16 protein-coding genes and 2 tRNA genes are annotated in these 20,701 nt (G+C 39.7%); 13 read left to right on the forward strand and 5 right to left on the reverse strand.

Features of this window, described 5'->3' with window-relative positions:
* Window positions 1-15: 15 nt before the first annotated feature.
* Window positions 16-969, reverse strand: coding sequence for a hypothetical protein (locus ACE1ET_RS15440; protein WP_375729323.1), 954 nt, complete (start codon window positions 967-969; stop codon window positions 16-18).
* Between the two features lie 436 nt (window positions 970-1,405).
* On the opposite strand from ACE1ET_RS15440, the gene ACE1ET_RS15445 reads away from it, so the two are divergent.
* The 3 genes from ACE1ET_RS15445 to ACE1ET_RS15455 are packed head-to-tail and all read left to right on the forward strand — an operon-like array spanning window position 1,406 to window position 3,844.
* Window positions 1,406-1,789: a BlaI/MecI/CopY family transcriptional regulator gene (locus ACE1ET_RS15445; RefSeq protein ID WP_375729324.1), complete on the forward strand. Its 384-nt coding sequence runs from the start codon at window positions 1,406-1,408 to the stop codon at window positions 1,787-1,789.
* Window positions 1,782-3,065: a peptidoglycan DD-metalloendopeptidase family protein gene (locus ACE1ET_RS15450; protein ID WP_375729325.1), complete on the forward strand. Its 1,284-nt coding sequence runs from the start codon at window positions 1,782-1,784 to the stop codon at window positions 3,063-3,065. The genes ACE1ET_RS15445 and ACE1ET_RS15450 overlap by 8 nt, the downstream gene beginning before the upstream one ends.
* Before the next feature lie 14 nt (window positions 3,066-3,079).
* A complete protein-coding gene (locus ACE1ET_RS15455) occupies window positions 3,080-3,844 on the forward strand; it encodes a peptidoglycan DD-metalloendopeptidase family protein (RefSeq protein ID WP_375729326.1) in 765 nt (254 codons plus the stop codon).
* Between the two features lie 179 nt (window positions 3,845-4,023).
* Here ACE1ET_RS15455 and ACE1ET_RS15460 read toward each other — a convergent pair whose 3' ends face one another.
* Window positions 4,024-4,368 carry a four helix bundle protein gene (locus ACE1ET_RS15460; protein ID WP_375729327.1) on the reverse strand — a complete coding sequence of 115 codons (345 nt, stop codon included), beginning with the start codon at window positions 4,366-4,368 and terminating at the stop codon, window positions 4,024-4,026.
* Window positions 4,369-4,464: 96 nt separating this feature from the next.
* Window positions 4,465-4,536: transfer RNA gene (locus tag ACE1ET_RS15465), tRNA-Arg, on the reverse strand.
* A gap of 142 nt (window positions 4,537-4,678) precedes the next feature.
* On the opposite strand from ACE1ET_RS15465, the gene gldF reads away from it, so the two are divergent.
* The 6 genes from gldF to ACE1ET_RS15495 all read left to right on the forward strand — a co-directional run bounded on the left by gldF (window position 4,679) and on the right by ACE1ET_RS15495 (window position 11,591).
* Window positions 4,679-5,407, forward strand: a complete 729-nt coding sequence (gldF, locus tag ACE1ET_RS15470) for a gliding motility-associated ABC transporter permease subunit GldF (RefSeq protein WP_375729328.1) — start codon at window positions 4,679-4,681, stop codon at window positions 5,405-5,407.
* Window positions 5,404-7,113, forward strand: a complete 1,710-nt coding sequence (gene gldG, locus ACE1ET_RS15475) for a gliding motility-associated ABC transporter substrate-binding protein GldG (RefSeq protein ID WP_375729329.1) — start codon at window positions 5,404-5,406, stop codon at window positions 7,111-7,113. The genes gldF and gldG overlap by 4 nt, the downstream gene beginning before the upstream one ends.
* A 100-nt stretch (window positions 7,114-7,213) precedes the next feature.
* Window positions 7,214-8,332, forward strand: a complete 1,119-nt coding sequence (gene dnaN, locus ACE1ET_RS15480) for a DNA polymerase III subunit beta (protein ID WP_375729330.1) — start codon at window positions 7,214-7,216, stop codon at window positions 8,330-8,332.
* Between the two features lie 58 nt (window positions 8,333-8,390).
* Window positions 8,391-9,158, forward strand: coding sequence for an exonuclease domain-containing protein (locus ACE1ET_RS15485; protein WP_375729331.1), 768 nt, complete (start codon window positions 8,391-8,393; stop codon window positions 9,156-9,158).
* Between the two features lie 6 nt (window positions 9,159-9,164).
* The gene (locus ACE1ET_RS15490) at window positions 9,165-9,779 is read left to right on the forward strand and encodes a fumarylacetoacetate hydrolase family protein (RefSeq protein ID WP_375729332.1); all 615 of its coding nucleotides are present in this window, start codon (window positions 9,165-9,167) and stop codon (window positions 9,777-9,779) included.
* An 18-nt stretch (window positions 9,780-9,797) separates the two neighbouring features.
* Complete coding sequence (locus ACE1ET_RS15495; protein ID WP_375729333.1) at window positions 9,798-11,591, forward strand: AMP-dependent synthetase/ligase; 1,794 nt, start codon at window positions 9,798-9,800, stop codon at window positions 11,589-11,591.
* A gap of 114 nt (window positions 11,592-11,705) precedes the next feature.
* Here ACE1ET_RS15495 and ACE1ET_RS15500 read toward each other — a convergent pair whose 3' ends face one another.
* Window positions 11,706-12,410, reverse strand: coding sequence for a hypothetical protein (locus tag ACE1ET_RS15500; protein WP_375729334.1), 705 nt, complete (start codon window positions 12,408-12,410; stop codon window positions 11,706-11,708).
* Between the two features lie 326 nt (window positions 12,411-12,736).
* Between ACE1ET_RS15500 and sucC the strand changes: the two genes are divergently transcribed.
* From sucC to ACE1ET_RS15515, 3 genes are all read left to right on the forward strand, one after another.
* Entirely contained in the window at window positions 12,737-13,924 is a 1,188-nt protein-coding gene (gene sucC / locus ACE1ET_RS15505) for an ADP-forming succinate--CoA ligase subunit beta (protein ID WP_375729335.1), read from the forward strand.
* A gap of 141 nt (window positions 13,925-14,065) precedes the next feature.
* A tRNA-Met gene (locus tag ACE1ET_RS15510) sits at window positions 14,066-14,138 on the forward strand.
* Window positions 14,139-14,199: 61 nt separating this feature from the next.
* Window positions 14,200-14,451 carry a GIY-YIG nuclease family protein gene (locus ACE1ET_RS15515; protein WP_375729336.1) on the forward strand — a complete coding sequence of 84 codons (252 nt, stop codon included), beginning with the start codon at window positions 14,200-14,202 and terminating at the stop codon, window positions 14,449-14,451.
* A gap of 231 nt (window positions 14,452-14,682) precedes the next feature.
* Here ACE1ET_RS15515 and ACE1ET_RS15520 read toward each other — a convergent pair whose 3' ends face one another.
* Window positions 14,683-15,813 (reverse strand): serine hydrolase domain-containing protein, encoded by a 1,131-nt coding sequence (locus ACE1ET_RS15520; RefSeq protein ID WP_375729337.1) that lies wholly within the window; start codon window positions 15,811-15,813, stop codon window positions 14,683-14,685.
* 598 nt (window positions 15,814-16,411) lie between these two features.
* On the opposite strand from ACE1ET_RS15520, the gene ACE1ET_RS15525 reads away from it, so the two are divergent.
* Window positions 16,412-20,701, forward strand: coding sequence for an acyl-CoA dehydratase activase (locus ACE1ET_RS15525; protein WP_375729338.1), 4,290 nt, complete (start codon window positions 16,412-16,414; stop codon window positions 20,699-20,701).

Below are 20,701 nucleotides of genomic sequence, written 5' to 3' on the forward strand. Positions count from 1 at the left end.
CGGATCAGTATTGTTTCAAAGAATTTTTTTCCAAACTCCATTTATGGATTTGTTATGTCCTCTGAACAGGACATTGAATGCATCAATCATCAACTGATCTTTTAAAGTCATACTCTCATAAAATTTCATTCGGTCAGGAAATAATTCAATGTAATCATGAATAAAAATGCTAAGCAGAACCATGAGATTTTTAAAGTTGTACTTTACTAAATCAGCATAAGCATTGTTTTCACTGCCGAACATCTGACTGAATTGAAAAACCGAAACGTTTGATGGATGCGAATAAAATGAAAAGTAGGTGTAATTGTCATCAAACAAATTACTTTTCAGGTTCATGGCCGTAAAAGTGTCTTGCCAGCTTAATCGTGTCACCTGATTGTCTTTAAAAACAAGCTTATATTCATTTTCGTCAATTGCTGAAAGAATTTTTCCCTGATTCTTTGCATCCAGATTCTTAAATAGAGCACTGTTTTCAATTTGATTGGTCAGGTCCTTTATAATCTCCTGATCATCCTTTATTAATTGTTTGCTTTCTTCTCCTGCAGCATATTTGGTAAAGCGTTGTCTGTAATTTAAACCGGATAGTACCCATAAATTATAAAGAATTAAGCGCTCATCCTCGTTTTCTGGTTTAACATAAACAATGTAAAACATCGAGATAGTTTCAAAGGTATTCTGAAGATGTGCCGCAACGGTTGTAGGATCAATTAGTTTTTTAAGTTTGGCTCCTGTTTCACTGTCGTTGTAATTCACCCCGGATAAAAGTTTCCTGGCAGCCAGTAATTTTACAAAAACCATTTGTAAAATAGTCATAGCATCAGCTTCCCTGTCAGTTTTTTCAGTAAAATCCTGACTTTCCATCACTCTGAAAAGAAACCGCTCAAATATGTCGGTCAGATCGAATAAATCATCAATTGTATCTAAAGAGGTTAATCGCTCAATTTCCTTTCTTAGTTCATCTGTATTCATAATGTCAAGTTTTATCCGTTAGCAAATTTACTGAATATAATATTCTTTCAATATAGTTTTTTTATGGCAAAATAACTAAAACAAGATAGTATTTATTTATATAGTTTGAGAGGAGCTGTTCGATAATTTATGCTAAAGTTAAAACTCTCTTGTTCAAAACTGCATTGCTATCCCTGGGATAGTCATTCCCGGTTCTTTTGAAAGCCTAAAAAGTGAGGATGCTATTCATGTATTTTGAAATGCGGACAAAACTGTTAAAAATGGATCAAATCATTGGGCTTATAACGCTTCCAACAACAATTAGTAATTCTGTTAATTTTTGAACAATTGTAGATGGTATAATTAAAAAAATAGTCATATAATTATAAATATAGTTGTATGATTATAATTATAGTTGTATGTTTGCAGGATCATGGAATAAAACTGAATGGCATCGATGAAAGAGCTAACAAAAGCAGAAGAACAAATTATGCGTTATCTGTGGGAATTGGATAAAGCATTCCTGAAAGACATTGTGGACCAATTCCCTGAACCGAGACCAGCCTATACCACGGTTCAGACAGTTGTCAGGGTTCTGACTCAAAAGGGCGTTATCGGGTATCAAACGTTTGGAAAGACTAATCAATATTATCCAATTATTTCCAGGGATGAATATTTCAGAAAGCATTTTAAGGGTGTAGTCAAAAATTTCTTTAATGGTTCCGTAAGTAATTTCGCGTCCTTTTTTACGGATGATGAGGATTTAAGCCTTTCGGAACTGGAACGAATGAAAAAGCTCATCGAATCAAAAATTGATAATCTGAAAAAGAACGATGATTGATTTCCTGTACTATTTAATCAAAGTCACCGGGATCTTTGGTATCCTGTATGTCTTTTATTTCGCCTTCTTCAGCAAGCTGACCTTCCATGGGCTAAATCGTGTATACCTGTTAAGTATATTACCACTCTCCTTAATTCTCCCTACTTTAAAAATTGAATTCGGCCCAAATATTCCGATCTCAAAAGGACTTCCTTTTTTATTTAACGATTTTGGAACGGCGCAGGGACATGGAATTCAGGCAGACTCTGTCAATCAATTTGACTTGAATTCTGGTAATCTGATCTTAATGGTTTACAGTCTCGTATTCTTGCTGTTTCTAACGCGATTTCTACGGAGTTTCTTTAGGCTGGTCCAGATTAAACGCCAGTCAACAAATCAACGAATTGGGAAATTTACAGTTATCCGTGCAGAGGTATCTTCCTCATTTTCATTTTTTAAATGGATATTTCTTCCTCAGCATATAGAAGTCGAAACAGCTAATCAGATTATTGAGCATGAAAAGTTACATGGAAGTTCATACCATACGCTTGACGTGATCCTGGTTGAAATATTTGTAGCATTCTTCTGGTTTAACCCCATTGTCTATTTTTTCCGCAAGGACCTCAAATCGGTCCATGAATTCCAAATTGACCAACTGCTTTTAAAAGGTCGTATGAAAACATCTGACTATTTGCAACTGCTTCTGAATAATCTGGAACTCTCAGGTACAACGGCCGCTTTCTGTAACAGTTTTAATGGTTCAACCATTGAGAGAAGAGTTAAAATGATGACAAAAACCAAAAGCTCGGGATGGAAAACAGTAAGATACGCACTGCTTGTTCCTCTCCTCGCTTTCATAACAATGGCATTCTGCGATCAATCCGGTCTGGCTGGTAATATACCGGATATTTCTCCCGTAAAGCCAGGAAATTATTCTAAAATGTCTGGATATGGTTATAGGATACACCCAATCACTAAAGAAAAAGCTTTCCATTACGGGATTGACTTTGCTGCCAAAACAGGAACACCAGTCGTAGCCACGGCCAATGGTGTTGTAACCCGCGTTGTATTTCTAAAAAAAACTTATGGAAAATTAGTTGAAATCGACCACAGGAATAGTTATGTCACGCGTTATGCTCAGCTGAACGATTTCGCTGTGAAAGAAGGAGATCAGGTAAAGAAAGGGGATGTCATAGGTTATGTTGGCCAATCGGGACTCTCTACCGGTCCACATTTGCATTATGAAGTATTTAAAGATGGTAAAAATGTAGATCCCAGGGATTATCTCACAAAATAGCAAGCTCACTTCGAATGAAAACAATCCAAATTCTTGCCTTCCTGTTGCTCACGGGCACTGGTTTTAAGTGTTACTGCCAACTGGATACAATACCGGTTTATGCTGATACACTAAAATATACCGCATTGGATACAACTTCCATAGATTCAATATCAACCGGCCATTTCTCCGAATTTCTGATTCCCGGGAACAACGGATACATCCTGAGCAGGTTTGGCCCACGGTGGGGAAGAATGCATTACGGAACAGATATCAGGATGAACAAAGGCGATACTATTGTTGCCGTTGAAAGTGGAACCATAGTACGTTCAAGCTGGGGAACGGGATTTGGAAACATTGTCATTGTTAAACATCCCAACCATATTGAAACTTATTATGGACACCTGTCAAAGTTCTTAAAAAAGAAGGGAGAGAAGGTAAAACGGGGTGAAGCTATTGCTTTAGCCGGAAGTACGGGAAATGCACAGGGAGTTCACCTGCATTTCGAAATTCATGAGAATGGAAAAGCTTACGACCCTGAATTGGTTTACGATTTTAAACAGCATAAAATAAGGAATGAAGCACGACAGGAGGAATCTCTGTCTGTGGTTCATAAGTTACTTAGACCTAAAGGCTATGCCAACAAAGTTGCTGTTCCTGAGTTTTACAGTGTTCGCGCAGGTGACTCGCTTTGGAAAATTTCACGTAAGTATAAGATATCTATCAATACAATTTGTCAATTAAACCATATTTCGGCTAATAAAGTATTACGAATTGGGCAGCCATTGCGTTTATATTAGCTAATTGACCCGGAGAGCTCCATAGGAGTGAAAGAATTTCAGGCCATATCTGTCGGGATTATTTACATGATCCCTGTTACTCCGAATTCCGAATGCAAAGCCCGTTATAATTCAGCAAGAGAGTGAGCAAGAGTTGAGAGGTTTAATTTTATGCTCAATACTGTTGCTCAAAACTGATCTTAAGATAGGTGCTTTATCATTGAAAACAACATTCTGGATATTTCGTCAAGGTCAGAATAAAATTTGGCAAATTCACTTTCGGTAATAGTTCCAATATCTTTTAAATAATCGAAAATAGCAACACATTCAAAAGCTGAGCCCCTTGAGATAACATAAAAATTTCGTTTGTCTTTTTGAGTATATCTTCCGGAGCCTTCTGCTATATTCAGCATAATACCGAAGGATGCACGCCTAAGCTGATCAGTTGTGGTCCTGTCCTGCTTGTTGGAAACCAGAAAATGATTCACTTTTTTATTGAAATCTTTTGCGTGTGAATAGACAGTTAATTTTTCAAAATCAAACATTGTGTAATATGCGTTTAGGGTTGAGTCAGCAAGAAAAAGAGCAAGAGTGGAGAGGTTTAATTGTATACTCAATACTCTTGCTCAAAACTGTTTTAGTGATCCCACCGGGAGTCGAACCCAGATCGTCAGAACCGGAATCTGATATTCTATCCATTGAACTATGGGACCATAATGGTGGATGCAAAAATAATAATTTTACAATACATCAGTGCACATTACCGATTATGAAATGGTTATTCTAACAAAACTTAAATGAAATATGAATCGTATTGGTAAATTACTAAATTTGCCACACATCCGTTAATACAATATGTTTACCATATATCTTAAAGAGATAAAAACATTTTTCAGTGCATTGCAGGGGTACATCATTACCGGATTATTCCTGTTGTCAACCGCGCTGTTTCTATGGGTAATTCCGGGCAGCTGGAATATACCCGAAAGCGGATATGCTACGCTGAACGGTTTATTTGAACTGGCCCCCTGGTTGTTTCTGTTTTTTGTTCCTGCCATGACCATGCGCATGTTTGCCGATGAATACCGTACCGGGACCATTGAGTTAATCGTCACGCGTCCGGTATTGCCATCAAAAATAGTTGCCGGGAAATACTTAGCAGGGTTGACCCTGTTATTCATCACATTGCTGCCTACATTAATCTGGGTCCTTTCTGTGTCTGCAATGGCTTTACCGGCTGGGAATATTGATGGCGGTGCTATTCTGGGTAGTTACATCGCCTTGTTTTTGCTGGGCAGCTCATATGTTGCTATTGGCGTATTTGGATCATCGCTGACTGATAACCAGGTGGTGGCATTTCTGATAACACTTGCGCTGTCATTTTTGACCTACTCCGGTTTTAGCCTGTTGGGTTCAGCACCCGGAATAAATGCTATAACGGGTTATATGGAACAGCTTGGCATTGATTCGCATTACCTTTCTATGAGCCGTGGAGTAATAGATTCCCGCGATCTGCTCTATTTTATATCGGTGAACCTGTTTTTTCTGGTCGCTGCCAACATTTCACTTAAGCGGCGAAAATGAAAAAGTTACTGAAAACCATATCGCGTTCGTGGGCAAGCCTGTTGGTATTGTTTATTGTTCTCTTACTGGTTAACGGTGCTACCCGGACCATCTTCTTCCGTATGGATTTGACAGGTGATAAGCGCTATACGTTGGCTGATGTTACTAAAAATTATTTAAAGAAACTGGATGAACCTGTGAAGATCAGGGTTTATCTCACAGGTGAATTGAATCCCGGATTTAACAGACTGCGTCAGGCCACAGAAGATATGCTGATGGAGTTTGAAGTGTATGCTGGAAGAAATCTGACATTTTCTTTTCCGGAGCCTGGTAAAATTAAGGATCAAAACGAATATAAAAAATTGCAGAAAGAGGTTCAGGACCTGAACCTTACACCGGTAAATGTGGTGGATAAAGGCTCAAAAGGAGAAGTGAGTCAGATTCCTGTTTTCCCCTGGGCTGTCATCGAAACCAGCGGGAAACGGTATCCGGTACGTTTGCTGGTTAATGCCACAGGAAAAAGTGCCGAGGAAAATCTGAACACGTCTATAGAGGAACTTGAATATAATCTGATGGATGGTTTGCGGATTGTTTCTGCTAAATTAGTCAGAAAGATTGCTTTTCTGGAAGGACAGGGCGAACTGGACGAAGGTCATGTGTATGATATTACGACATCCTTAAGTCATTATTTTCAGGTGGATCGCGGAGCAATCAGTAACGATCCTTCAGTATTGGATGGCTATGATGTGTTGATCATTGCCAAACCAACACAGGAATTTAGTGAAAAGGATAAGTTTGTTATTGACCAGTACCTGATGAAAGGGGGAAAGATTATCTGGCTGGTGGATGGCGTGAAAATTTCGGTGGATAGCCTTGCAAAGGGACCTGAAACCATTGGGATATACAACAACCTGAACCTGGAAGACATGCTGTTTACCTATGGCGTTCGGGTCAATCCTGCATTGGTACAGGATATGCAATGTGCATTGTATCCGATCAATTTTGCAGAGCCCGGGCAGAAGGCCGATTTTCATCCTGTGCCCTGGTATTATGCACCACTTTTATTCGGATATAAGGATCATCCCATTACACGGGGCTTGTCACCTGTAAAATCTGAATTTTGCAGTTCCATAGATACGGTAGGTGACGGAAAATTGGTAAAAACACCTTTGCTGGTGACCAGTGGCAATTCGAATGTGTCACAGGCTCCGACGCCGGTCGATTTGCAATTGGCTGTTGCTGATGTAAAATCAGAAGACTTTAAACTGGGACCGCAAATGGTGGCCTGTCTGGTGGAAGGTAAGTTTAAATCTGTTTTTAGGAACCGTTTCGTGCCGAAAGGACTTGTTGATGCTGGTAATGAGGTGGTTAAAGTAAGTGCTCCCACTGCTATGATAGTGATTGGGGATGGTGACATTATTAAAAATGAGGTGGAAGGGAGCGGTGCAAATCAACGGATCATTCCATTGGGATACGACAGGTTTACATCGCAAAACCTGTTCGGGAACCGCGATTTTCTTCTGAACTGTGTCAATTACCTGACTGATGATAAAGGCTGGATGGAACTAAGGGCGCGAAAGGTTACATTGCGTTTATTGTCTAAAGAAGAGGCAAATGAAGACCGGTTGAAATGGCAGTTGATAAACATTCTTTTACCACTGTTTGTACTTGTGATCGGAGGCGTATTGTTTGTTCGGATCAGGAAAAGAAAATATGCAAAACATTAAAGGTAAAGTCTGATTTCAACACGATTTCCAAAGTTTTTAACAATGCATTCTCAGTTTATAAAATTTATCTATCTTTGATAACCACAAAAAATTGAAAAACATGAAGTTTATTGTTTCAAGCTCAGCACTTTTAAGTCATCTGCAGGCAATCAGCAGGGTTATCAGTTCAAAAAATACACTGGCTATTCTGGACGATTTTTTGTTCACCTTGTCCGGTAACGAATTGAAGATAACAGCTTCCGACCTGGATACAACTATGGTAACAAGCATTCAGGTAGAATCCGCGGAAGGAGAAGGAAGCTTTGCTTCTACAGCCCGCACATTGCTCGATTACCTGAAGGAGTTTTCGGAACAACCTTTGAATTTCAATATTGATGAATCAACACTGACTATTACCAGCGACAGCGATAACTTTAAAATAGCAGCTATTGATGGTGATGAATATCCTTCATTGCCTGCTCTGGAAAGTAATCTTACGGAATTTATGATTACAGCGGAGGCACTGGTAAGAGGAATTAATAAATCAATTTTTGCAACAGCCGACGATGAGCTTCGTCCTGTAATGAACGGGATCTATTTTGATATTAATGAATCAGGTCTGACATTTGCAGCATCAGATGCGCATAAGCTGGTGCGGATTACTGACAGTTCAGTGAAAGATGCTCCGGTATCTTCATTTATTCTGCCAAAGAAGCCGGCTGCGTTGTTGAAAAATGTGTTACCAAAGGAAGATGGTAATGTGCATGTAGAGTTTGATTCAAAAAATGCAAGCTTCACCCTTCCGAATTACAAGCTGGTTTGCCGGTTGGTGGAAGGACGTTATCCGAATTACAACTCCGTAATTCCAAAGGATAATCCGAACAAGATGATTGTTGACCGTTCAGCTTTACTGACTACTTTAAAACGTGTAGCCGTATGTTCTAATCAGGCCAGTAACCTGATTAAAATTGAACTCGAAGCCAATAAGGCAACAATTTCTGCCCAGGACATTGATTTTTCTATCTCTGCCTCAGCTGTGCTCGCATGTCAGTATTCAGGTGATGAACTGACCATAGGGTTCAAATCCAGTTTCCTTATCGAGATTCTCTCGAACATAGAAGCGGATGAGGTTGTTCTTGAATTTGCCGATTCTACACGGGCCGGAGTGATCCTTCCGTTTGAAAAGGACGAAACACAGGATCTGCTCATGTTGCTCATGCCAATGATGTTGAACGATTAATTATTTCACTAAAACATATAAAAAAGGTTTCCGCCGGGAACCTTTTTTTCTATTTATCATGCAGTTAAAACTTAAAAATCCGATTATTTTTTTCGATCTTGAAACTACCGGAATTGATATTGTAAATGACAGAATTGTAGAGATTTCGGTATTAAAGGTCAGTCCCAATGGGATGGAAGAGACAAAAACCGTACGTGTGAATCCGGGAATGCCAATTCCTAAACAGGCATCCGATATACATGGGATCACTGATGAAGACATAAAAGATGCCCCAACTTTTAAAGAAGTTGGAAAGGAACTGGCACGTTTCATAGAGGGATGTGATCTGGCAGGGTTTAACTCAAACCGTTTTGATATTCCTGTGCTGGCTGAAGAATTTTTGCGCAATGGTATCGATACTGATTTTTCAAAGCGCAAATTTGTTGATGTGCAAACTATTTTTCATAAAAAGGAACAGCGTACGCTTACTGCAGCATACAAATTTTACTGTGGCAAGGATCTGGAAGATGCTCATAGTGCAGAAGCCGACGTTACTGCAACCTATGAAGTGTTAAAGTCACAACTGGATCGGTATACAGATCTGAAAAACGATATTGAGTTTCTCTCGGCGTATTCATCATTTAACCGTAATGCCGATTTTGCCGGTCGGATCATCTATGATGAGGATGGAGACGAAATCTTCAATTTCGGTAAGCATAAGGGTAAAAAGGTAAAGGATATTTTTTCACGTGAACCGAGTTACTATGCCTGGATGATGAACGGAGACTTCACATTATATACTAAGAAAGTGCTGACAGCCGTTAAACTGAGAGAATTTCAAAAGTAGCGTGTTATGAAGCTGATCTGTGTTGGTAAGAATTACGCAAAACATGTAAAGGAACTGCATGGTGAAGTTCCGGAAGAACCGGTATTATTCATTAAACCTGATTCAGCCATTCTAAAAAATGGATCTGTATTCTATCTGCCGTCTTTCTCTAACGAGGTTCACCACGAAATTGAAATTCTTGTTAAGATTAATCGTTTGGGTAAAAACATTGAACAGCGGTTTGCGCATCGTTATTACGACGAAATAGGTCTCGGCATTGATTTTACAGCCCGTGATTTGCAGGCAGAACTTAAGAAAAAAGGACTACCATGGGCCAAGGCAAAATGTTTTGACGGTTCAGCGCCAATAGGAGATTTTGTTCCTTTATCCGAAATTGGAGATGATATCAATAACATAGAATTTCGTCTGGAAAAAAACGGTGAGACGGTACAAGAAGGAAACACAGCAGATATGCTGTTTAAAATAGATGAACTGATCGCGTATATTTCAACGTTTTTTACGTTAAAAATAGGCGATATTATTTATACCGGTACACCTGAGGGAGTAGGACCGGTAAAGGCTGATGATCAATTGATTGGTTTTATTGGAGATAAACAACTGCTGAAAATAGGCGTTAAATAGGAAGCAAAATAATTGGGAATGAACTACGATCATTGGGGAAGGTTTCTGGCTCAGAAGGTAAATGAACACACCGGCCTGGATATCCTAAAATGGAAAAATGAAAAAAAGCATACCTGGGAAGCACTATCCTGGCCGGATTTTTATGATAAAGTAAACAAAACAGCTCTTGCATTACTTGATCTTGGTGTTAAGTCGGGAGATAATGTCGCTATTTGGGCAGAAAATATGCCACAGTGGCTGGTCGCTGATATGGCAGTATTTTCAATAAGGGCAGTAACGGTACCCTTATATGCCAACTCACCGGAGGTGCAGGCTGAATATATTCTGCACGAGACAGAATCACGCATTGTATTTGTAGGTGAAAATGAGCAGTACACCAAAATAAATGCAATCAGGGAAAAACTACCCTCCTTAAAGCAGGTTATCGTTTTTGCCGAACCGGAATCCCCTGAAGAACCGGATATGTCGTTCGAAACCTTTGTTAGTGCCGGTTCATTTGCTAATAAGGCCGAGGAGTTGGAAAAAAGGCGCAGGGATGCTTCAATGGAGGATCTGGCAACCATAATATATACATCAGGAACCACTGGTGTTCCGAAAGGCGTTATGCTGACCCATGCCAATTTTGCTGAAACGTTGCGTACGCATGAAATCCTTTTGGATATGAACCCGGGTGATACCTCAATAGCTTTTCTTCCCATGAGTCATATCTTTGAAAGAGGATGGATCTATATGTGTCTGAACCGTGGTATGACCATTTATTTTAACCATGATCCAAGAGAAATACAGACTACATTGGCAGAAGTCAGGCCTACATTTATGTGTACCGTGCCCCGGTTTTGGGAAAAGGTTTATGGTGCAGTGAATGAAAATATAAATAACGGTCCTGCCATTAAGAAAAAGATTTTTAACTGGGCTCTAAAAGTTGGGGATTCCTACTATATGAACCATAAACGGGTTAAAAAAGAACCTGGAGTGATGTTAAAACTACAGCATGCGGTTGCGAATGCCATTGTGTATTCAAAGGTAAAGAAAAAAGCAGGCCTGGAAAATGCAAAATTCTTTCCGTGTGCCGGAGCGGCTATTGCCCCCGAAGTAGCCACATTCTTTCATCGCATGGGTATCCATCTTATGATTGGATACGGATTATCTGAAACTACAGCCACTGTTACAGTAAATCGGTATTATGATTTTAACCTGGCCTCAATAGGTAAAGCGATGCCTGATCTGGAGGTTAAGGTTGGGGAGAACAATGAGATCATGGTGAAAGGCAAAACGGTAATGAAAGGGTATTATAAAAAGCCTATTGAAACTGCCGAAGTGTTTGATGGCGAATGGTTCAAGACAGGTGATGCCGGATATTTTGGTGAAGATGGCAACCTTGTTATGACCGAACGTATAAAGGAGCTTTATAAAACAGCAACAGGTAAATATGTGGCACCTAATTATATTGAAGCGAAACTGGCGATGGATAAATATATTGAACAGATTGCTGTGTTTGGGGATCGTAAAAAATATATTATCGCGTTAATTGCACCTTCGGTTCAGGCCATAAAGGAATATGCGCAGAAAATGAATATTGCCTATGATAACCTTGAAGAGTTACTGAGCCATTCGGGAATTATAAGTTTCTTTGAAGATAGGTTGCAGAAGATACAGAGAGAATTTGCTCGCTTTGAACAGATAAAGAAATTTAAGCTTCTGCCATATCCGTTTACCGTTGAAACCGGTGAACTAACATCCACATTAAAATTGCGTCGTAAAATCATCTTCGAAAAGTATAAAGAGCTTATTGAAGGGATGTATGTGGATTAAGTGTAAGTAGTTAGTTGTAAGTGATAAGTTATTAGAGTCACGTAAAACGATTTTTTGTTTACTCGTAATTCCTAATTCGTATGTTGTAATTTACACGGAGTCTGTCGGCGTGGATTACTCATTGTCGACTTTTTCACCTTTTCTGTAGTAATAGATCAGTCCGTAGTCGCGACATTTTTGAAGTCGCCTGTCAGGATCTTCAACTTCTGCAAAATGCCTTTCCACCTCATTCCAGATAGTCAGAATAATGTCATCTGCCCTGTTGCGTAATCCGGCAATGTTTTCGAGGTAACGTGCCGTGTTATTCTGTAACACTTTCTGTTTATTGTAAGCGTCTCGGAATATATCGTAATGAACTTTCACATTGGCAATGGACGGAGAGTAAATAGCAGTTCCACCCTGTGATATTCTCTGGCGCTCACCTTCTATGATTTTATGACCCCAATGAATCAGCGAGTCATCCGAGCTTAAATCCGGTACTGACTTTGTATTTGGTTCAAGACCGTATAGTTCCTGATTCACAGCCTTAACCTCACCACGTATCACCGCAAGGTTCATGACCTGAATAAAATGAGAGATGTACAATCTGGCTTTTTTAATTTTTTCCTGATACTTTAGGTTTGAGGCAACCTGAAGTTCATGCGCCTGTTTGTATTCAAACAAAGCTTTTTCAAACAACGGGAGAAAAGATTTGATCTCTACAAGCGTTTTTTGAGTAAACGCAAGGTCGTACATGTCTAAAATTTCGCCCTTTTGCAGAGCTCTGTGCAGAGAACGCAAGCGGGCCTGGTCTGTGTTTGGAAGTCTTCTGTATGGCATCTTGTTGATTATGAACCATAAAGAAATAAAAAAAACTGCGAATAAAAAAATATTATCATAAAAAAATAGCTATTCTCGCTCAAAAAAATAATATTTAGTAAACATTAAATTAAATATTGGCATTTGAATGTTAATTTTTATTTGCTTAAATATGATGTGAGTGATAGTTTGAAGCAATGAATTAATTATTATTTTTATTGGTTAAATAATTATCAGAAAGTTTTTGGGCTAAGTATGGTATAAATTTTTGCTTCTTACATTAAAAAAAATCCTTTCTGAACCAAACTCATAAAGAAAACGTTAATTAGGTTAAAATCAAAAAGCGTATGAACCTTCACGAATATCAAAGTAAAGAACTTCTTGCCAGAAATGGCGTACCGGTACAGTTGGGTTATGTGGCTACGAGCATGGACGAAGCCATGGATGCGGCCCAAAAAATCGAGTCAGAAACCAAAGGTGGTGTTTGGGTTATTAAAGCCCAGGTGCATGCCGGAGGAAGAGGGAAAGCCGGAGGCGTAAAAGTTGCATTTTCACACGATGAAGTTAAGGATAAGGCTTCAGCCATTCTTGGGATGAAGATTGTGAATAACCAGACAGGGAGTGCAGGAAAGCTGGTAAGAAAGATATTGATAGCTGAGGATGTTTATTATAAAGGGAAGCAGGATCCGAAAGAATATTATATGAGCATTCTTTTAAACCGTGCAACCGGGAAAAATATTGTTTTGTATTCACCTGAAGGAGGTATGGATATTGAAGAGGTTTCCGAAAAATTCCCTGAAAAAATATTTACAGAAACCGTAGAGCCCGGATTTGGGTTGACTGATTTTCAGGCACGAAAGATCGCCTTTAATCTCGGAATGGAAGGAACAGCCGTAAAGGATATGATAAAGTTCGTAAAGGGACTTTACCAGACTTATGTGCAAAATGATGCCTCTCTGGTTGAGATCAACCCGGTACTGAGAACATCGGATAATCATATTGTGGCTGTGGATGCCAAAATGAGTATTGATGACAATGCCTTGTACCGCCATCCTGATCTCGAAGCTATGATGGACAAGGATGAGGAAGATCCAGCTGAACTTGAAGCAGCAGAACACAGTCTGAACTTTGTGAAGCTGGATGGCAATGTTGGATGTATGGTAAACGGTGCAGGTCTGGCCATGGCAACCATGGATGCAATTAAACTTTCAGGTGGTGAGCCGGCGAACTTTCTTGATGTTGGAGGAGGTGCCAATGCTGAACGTGTGGAAGCCGGTCTTCGTATTATATTAAAGGATCCAAGTGTGAAAATTGTACTGATCAACATATTTGGTGGCATTGTTCGTTGCGACCGTGTGGCAAATGGTGTGGTTCAGGCATATAAAAACCTTGGTGATATTGCTGTTCCTATGGTGGTTCGTTTGCAGGGTACCAATGCAGAAGAAGGTGCTGCCATTATTCAGGAAAGTGGCTTAAAGGTTCATGGCGTGACCACCATTGATGAAGCAACTGAAAAAATTAAGGAGTTATTATAGGTTAATTGAAACAAATTTTAATCATTGCTAAAGAACTGGCAAAATTATTTGAGATGGTTTTGTCAGTTCTTGTTTTTATTTTATATTTGCACCCGCCAAAGGGCAAATGAAACAGAAAAGTATTACTTAAAGATATTATATTGCGGGGTAGAGCAGTTGGTAGCTCGTCGGGCTCATAACCCGGAGGTCGCAGGTTCGAGTCCTGTCCCCGCTACTAAAAATAAGGATGATTGTGTAAACGGTTATCCTTTTTTTTGTGCCCTAAAGGTTAAATTATGGAATTCGTTGTTTATGTTCTGTTTTCACCATCTTTCAAAAAAACATATGTTGGATTTACATCAGATCTGATTTCAAGATTTTGGTCACACAATAAATATGCTACAAAGGGGTATACTAAGAAGTTTAGGCCATGGATTGTGGTATATATTGAATTCTTTCACGAAAAGTCAAAGGCAATGAGAAGGGAGAAATACTTTAAATCTGGAATCGGCAGAAATGAAATAAAAGTTATTATAAGAGAATATTAGGAGGGCTCATATCCGCCTTAGGCGGGACGCAGGTTCGAGTCCTGTCCCCGCTACTGCAAGTCCCTGAAAACAAAGTTTTCAGGGACTTTTATTTTTGTATAGTTCTGAAAACAGTCAACCGAAATCAGGACGATTCAGGTCGCCAATCTGGCGCCTTTTTAAATTAAATTTAGTTATTCACTGGTTTGGTCCTGATTCAATATATGGATGATTGCTTTTCCGTTAAAAATTTTAAATCTGGTCAATAATTTGTAAAACAATACGATTCATAAACTGTGGATTGTATTTTAAATCTGTTTCGCCCGTACGCACAATAATTATCTTCTTTTTAGGATAGATTAATATCAATTGCCCGTAAAGACCTCTGGCATAATAGTAATCCGGCTGTAAAGGATCAAATCTTATGTTATACTGAAAATCACTGCAGCTGCCATCTGTTGTATCCCTTTTTGTTGCATTATTTATAAATTCTTCAGATAACAGCCGATTGTTATTCCATAATCCTTTATTTATGTACAATCTGCCAAGTTTTGCCATATCTATTGCGGTACAATTTAAATTTGAAAACCCTTTTTCAATCGGATTTTTTCTTTTATTGTCAACACTCCATCTTGCCTCATATTGCATTCCGATTGGTTGCCAGATTTTTTCCTGTAAATATTCTGATACACTAACCCCTGTTGCTCTTTCTAATATCAAAGTTAGCAGCTGAACATTAACGCTGCTGTAATGCGTTTTCTCTCCGGGTTTTTCGGATATCTCTGCCTTAAACACTAACTTTCTTAAATGGTGAGTGTAGTAGTACTTTGCATTATCAGAAAAGGGACTGAATTCGGCATCAGAGAACTTTATGCCTGAGGTATGCAGTAACAGATGTTTTATAGTTATTTTACTGAAACCTTCTTTTACAGCCAATTCAGGAAGGTATTCGGTGATAGCCTGGTCTACATTTTTTATCATTCCCTCATTTATTGCTATCCCGGTTAATGTTGTAACAAAAATCTTTGTAACAGAAAACGTATTAAAAATAGAACTTTCCTGATAGGCGTTATTGTATTTTTCATATAATAACGTGTCATTTCTGATGATTAAGAACGCTGCCGTCTTTGAATCTTCAAGATACGTATCAAGAGTTACTACATTGGGCAATAATAAATTATAATTCGTAAAAACGGTTGATCCTAGATCATTTAATCGCTCAGGTTTATGAAAATTAAAAACGGATTCAGGCGTATTTTTAATTACACGATATGGAAAGATTTTATAATCTGACGTATCAGGAACATTATAAATTATACAACAGGATGACATTATCACTGTAACAGCAATGATGATCATGACAATTTTATGGTGATTTTGCATACTAAACAGAATATGTTAAGCCGGATAAACCTGAATTATCATCCGCTTATAACCTCAGTGCTTTACGACCTTTGTTTTATATTGTTCACTCCTGATTTATAACGTTGACGGACCATCCTGAGGAAACTGTAAAACGGCAGAGACTACAATGGAAGTAGGATGCGTCATGGTATGCCAGCTTTGGATTATTAAAAAGAAATTCATCATGTAATCAGACATTTTATTCTGCAATGAGAGATAACAGGGGCAAATTATATCTAAAGTTACGGAAGTTATTCCCTCGTGTCCATCGGTATTGTCTCAAAATGTATCGGTATCGTCTCAAAATTGTGGTTCATACATAATAATAGTCCGCGATAGTTTTGGACAGGATGCCTTAATCAGATCTTACAGATTATGATCATGGATATTTGTGTCATCCGGACAGATGCCAAATTGGGTGACAAATTGCTTTAACTCTTTCTTTTGCTTAACTTTGAGTGAAGTTCGTTTAAAAAACCTCAAAAAGGATAAAGTCCATTTATATCTGCATATAGAATTAATTCGGGTCCGTTTTATTTTCAAATCCATTTAGAAAGGATTTAACTTAATTCCGAAGATGATGAAAGCAGCTACCAACACCATTCATTTTGGCTTTGACCTGGGATCTATTTCCATTAACACTGTGGTGATGGACAGTAAGAAGCGTATTATTGAGAACAGGTATGACAAGTGCCATGGTAAACCATTTGAATTGTTCCTGACCATATTGAGTGACTTGCAAAAACGATATGCAGGGAAGAAAATAGGTCTGATCGGACTAACGGGTACAGGAGGAAAGCTGGCATCAGAACTTATCGGAGGGAAATACATCAATGAAATTGTGGCTCAGTCAACCTCTGTGGCAAAACTCCATCCGGAAGTAAAAACAGTCATTGAAATGGGAGGAGAAGATTCCAAACTGATCTTTATGGAAGAAGTAGAAAAGAATGCTTCAAGGTTATCTGATTTTTCAATGAACACCCTATGCGCAGCCGGGACGGGTTCTTTTTTGGATCAGCAGGCCAGGCGCATCGGGATATCCATTGAGGATGAATTTGGCGAGCTGTCACTCAGTTCTGATAATCCACCAAGAATTGCAGGCAGGTGTTCTGTATTTGCTAAAAGTGATATGATCCACCTGCAGCAAATTGCCACACCTGTACATGATATCGTGGCCGGACTTTGTTTTGCAGTTGCCAGGAATTTCATCAGTACACTTGGGCGCGGTAAAACCATTCGTTTCCCGGTCGTTTTTCAGGGTGGTGTTGCAGCAAATAAAGGGATGGTACGTGCATTTCGTGAATTACTGCATGCGGAAAACGGGGACCTGCTAGTTCCTGTGTATCATGCTTCCATGGGTGCTCTTGGCACCTTGTATTACCTGTTTGACAAGCCGGAAGAACATAATGTTGATTTCCGGGGGACGCAAAGACTGAAAGAATATATAAACGGGGAAAAATCCAGGGGGAAAACTTTTTTACCGCTTCATAATCCTGATGTGAAACATGATAAAAGCGTGTTTCCGATTCCTGACGGTATAAATGACTATGCGGTATATCTCGGGTTGGATATTGGTTCTCTCAGTACAAATGTGGTTCTTATAGATGATGAGAACCGGGTGATAGCCAGAAGGTATCTACCCACGGCAAGTAAACCACTGGATGCCATCAGAAAGGGCATGTCAGAAATTTTTGAAGAGGTTGGTGAACGTGTAGTGGTAAAAGGAGCAGGTACAACCGGATCAGGAAGGTATCTGACCGGTGATTTTATAGGAGCCGATCTGATAAGGAATGAAATTACAGCACAGGCCACAGCGGCCATAGTCTTTGATCCTGAGGTGGACACCATTTTTGAAATCGGGGGGCAGGATTCAAAATATATAAGTATAGACAATGGTGTTGTGGTTGATTTTGAGATGAACAAGGTGTGTGCTGCCGGAACGGGATCGTTCCTTGAAGAGCAGGCTGAAAAGTTAGGCATAAACATCATCGAAGAATTCGGTAATCTGGCCCTTGATGCCAGGCAACCTGCAGGACTTGGTGACCGGTGTACTGTTTTTATGGAATCAGACCTTAACTCATTTCAGCAAAAAGGAGTGGAAACTGAAAATCTTGTTGGAGGGCTGGCCTATTCCATCGTGCATAATTATATCCAAAAGGTGGTTCGTAAAAAACGCATTGGTGATCATATCCTTTTTCAGGGAGGTGTTACGAATAACCATGCTGTGGTTGCTGCATTTGAGAAAGTGACCGGCAAAAAGATGCATCTGCCGCCACATTTTGATGTTACAGGTGCTATCGGAGCCGCTATTCTGGCACGTGATTATGTTAAACAGAATAACATCAAAACCAGGTTTAAGGGATTTGACATCAGTAAAGTCCCTTATTCCGTCGACAAATTTACGTGTAAAGCTTGTTCAAACCAGTGCCAGATAAGACGGGTAACCATTGAAGGTGAGAAAAAGCCGCTCTACTATGGTGGCAGATGCGAGAAATACGAACTTGATGAACGCAAAGGTAAAGGAGAGGGCATTCCCAATCTGTTTGAGGATCGAGTTGCAATGTTAACGGATGGTTACAGGGAACCGGAACCTGATAAAACAAAAACAACTATAGGTATTCCGCGGGGACTGATGATATACTACCAGCAATTTCCGTTCTGGAGAACATTTTTTGAAGACCTGGGATCCAGGGTTGTCGTATCGGAAAAAACCAACAGCCAGACTGTAAAGAAGGCACTTAACCTGATTGTTGCTGAAACGTGTTTCCCTGTGGAGGTCATGCATGGTCATATTTATGAATTGCTGGATGATGAAACAGTTGACTATGTTTTCACCCCATTTATTATTAATAATAAGGCTGAAGAGGAAAATCCAACTTCCAATTGTAATTGTCCGTGGGTACAGTCATTCCCTTTTATGGTTCAGGCCTCGGTTGATAAATCCAAAAGGGGAAAGATGCTTATTCCGACTCTCACGATGAGGTATTTTGGAAAGGTAACGGCTAAGGAACTGTATGAATATTTCGGCAGGAAATTTAAGATATCAAAGAGCAGGATCACTAAGGCGATGTATCATGCCGATAAGAAACAAACCGAATTCGAACAAAAAGTTGCCATGCGTGGTCGTGAAGTTCTTAAAAATCTTCCTGCTGACAGGGAATGCCTCGTAATTGTTGGACGACCTTATAATACCGGAGATCCTGCACTAAACCTGAGTATTGTTGAAAAACTGATAAATCTTAATGTATTACCTGTTCCTATGGATTTTCTTCCAATTGAGGAACAGCATATCACCAATGAATATTCAAAGATGTACTGGCCAAACGGGCAACGCATTCTGGCTGCGGCAAGGTATATTTCAGAACATGAAAAGCTCCATGCAGTTTATATGGGAAATTTCCGTTGCGGGCCGGATTCATTCCTGGCACACTTCTTTCATGAAGAAATGGCCGGGAAACCCTACATGGAGATTGAAATCGATGAGCACAGTGCAGATGCCGGTATGATAACCAGGTATGAAGCTTTTCTGGACAGCCTGAAAGGTTCAGGTTTAAAAAAGAATAAACTGCCCAAGAAAATTATTCGTCCCGGAAAATCCGTTCATACACCGATGGAAGGCAGAACACTTTACTTTCCGTACATGAGCGATGCCTCTGTTCTTGTGGCAGCAGCGTGCAGAAGCTTTGGAATCCAATCTGAATCCCTTCCCATGCAGACACAGGAGGATATTGAACTGGCAAGAAAACATACCTCTGCAAGAGAATGCTTTCCGATGATATGTACAACGGGTAGTTTTCTGAAGAAACTTATGGAACCTGGAGTTGATGCTTCTAAAGTCAGTTTTTTCATGCCGGATCATAACGGCCCCTGCAGGTTCGGGCAATATAATAAGTTCCAGCGGATCCTGTTTAACAGGCTTGGCTTTGAAAAGGCAGAGATTATTTCACCCAGCAACGATAACAGCTATGAAGATATCTCCGGAGGACATGGTACAAAACTTCGTCTGAAAATCTGGAAAATGTTTGTGGCATACGATGTCTTACGGAAATTTAAACAGGAACATAAACCGTATGAACTCATTCCCGGAAATACCGAAAGGATTTATAAGGAAGGCCTTGGAATATTGGAAAAATGTGCTGAGAATGATTCAAAAGAGATTCCTGAGATCCTGGAGAAGATAGGTCACATGTTTATGGAGATTCCTGTTTCAAACGGGAAGCGTAAACCTGTTATCGGAGTTCTCGGAGAAATTTTCATGCGGGACAACCCCTTCTGCAGCTCTTACATAATTGACAGGCTTGAAAAATTCGGTGCTGAAACATGGATTGCCGGTATCTCTGAATGGGTTGTGTATTCAACGCTACGATATACGCGTGACAGCAGATGGAAAGGTGATCGTACAGGTATCCTGAAGTCACAGCTGCAGGAATTCACACAAAATATAACAGCCAGAAGAATAGTTAAGCGTGTATCCCAGATGTTTGATAATAACCTTGAAGTTTCTGTTATGGAAATGCTTGAAGCCTGCGGCCCGTATATCCATCGTCATTATGATGGTGATCCGGCACCGAACCTTGGAACGTCAGTGGTTTTATCAGGGCGGGGCATATCCGGTATTGCCAATATTGAACCTTTTACCTGTATGCCGGGAACAATAGTACGTTCAGTGGCAGATAGTTTCAGGGCTGATCATCAGAATATTCCTATGGTTCACATTTCATATGACGGGCAGGAGGACACCTCGATCGAACTCAGACTACAGGCATTCATGCATCAGGCATACCAGTACCGGGACCAAAAAGGATTATTTAAGTTCAATAAGGTCCTGAAAAGCGAAAATACACAAATACAAATGATGGGGAATTAA

It is taken from the genome of Quyinboa mangrovi (assembly GCF_042219825.1).
Classification (GTDB): domain Bacteria; phylum Bacteroidota; class Bacteroidia; order Bacteroidales; family UBA5342; genus JBHJHP01.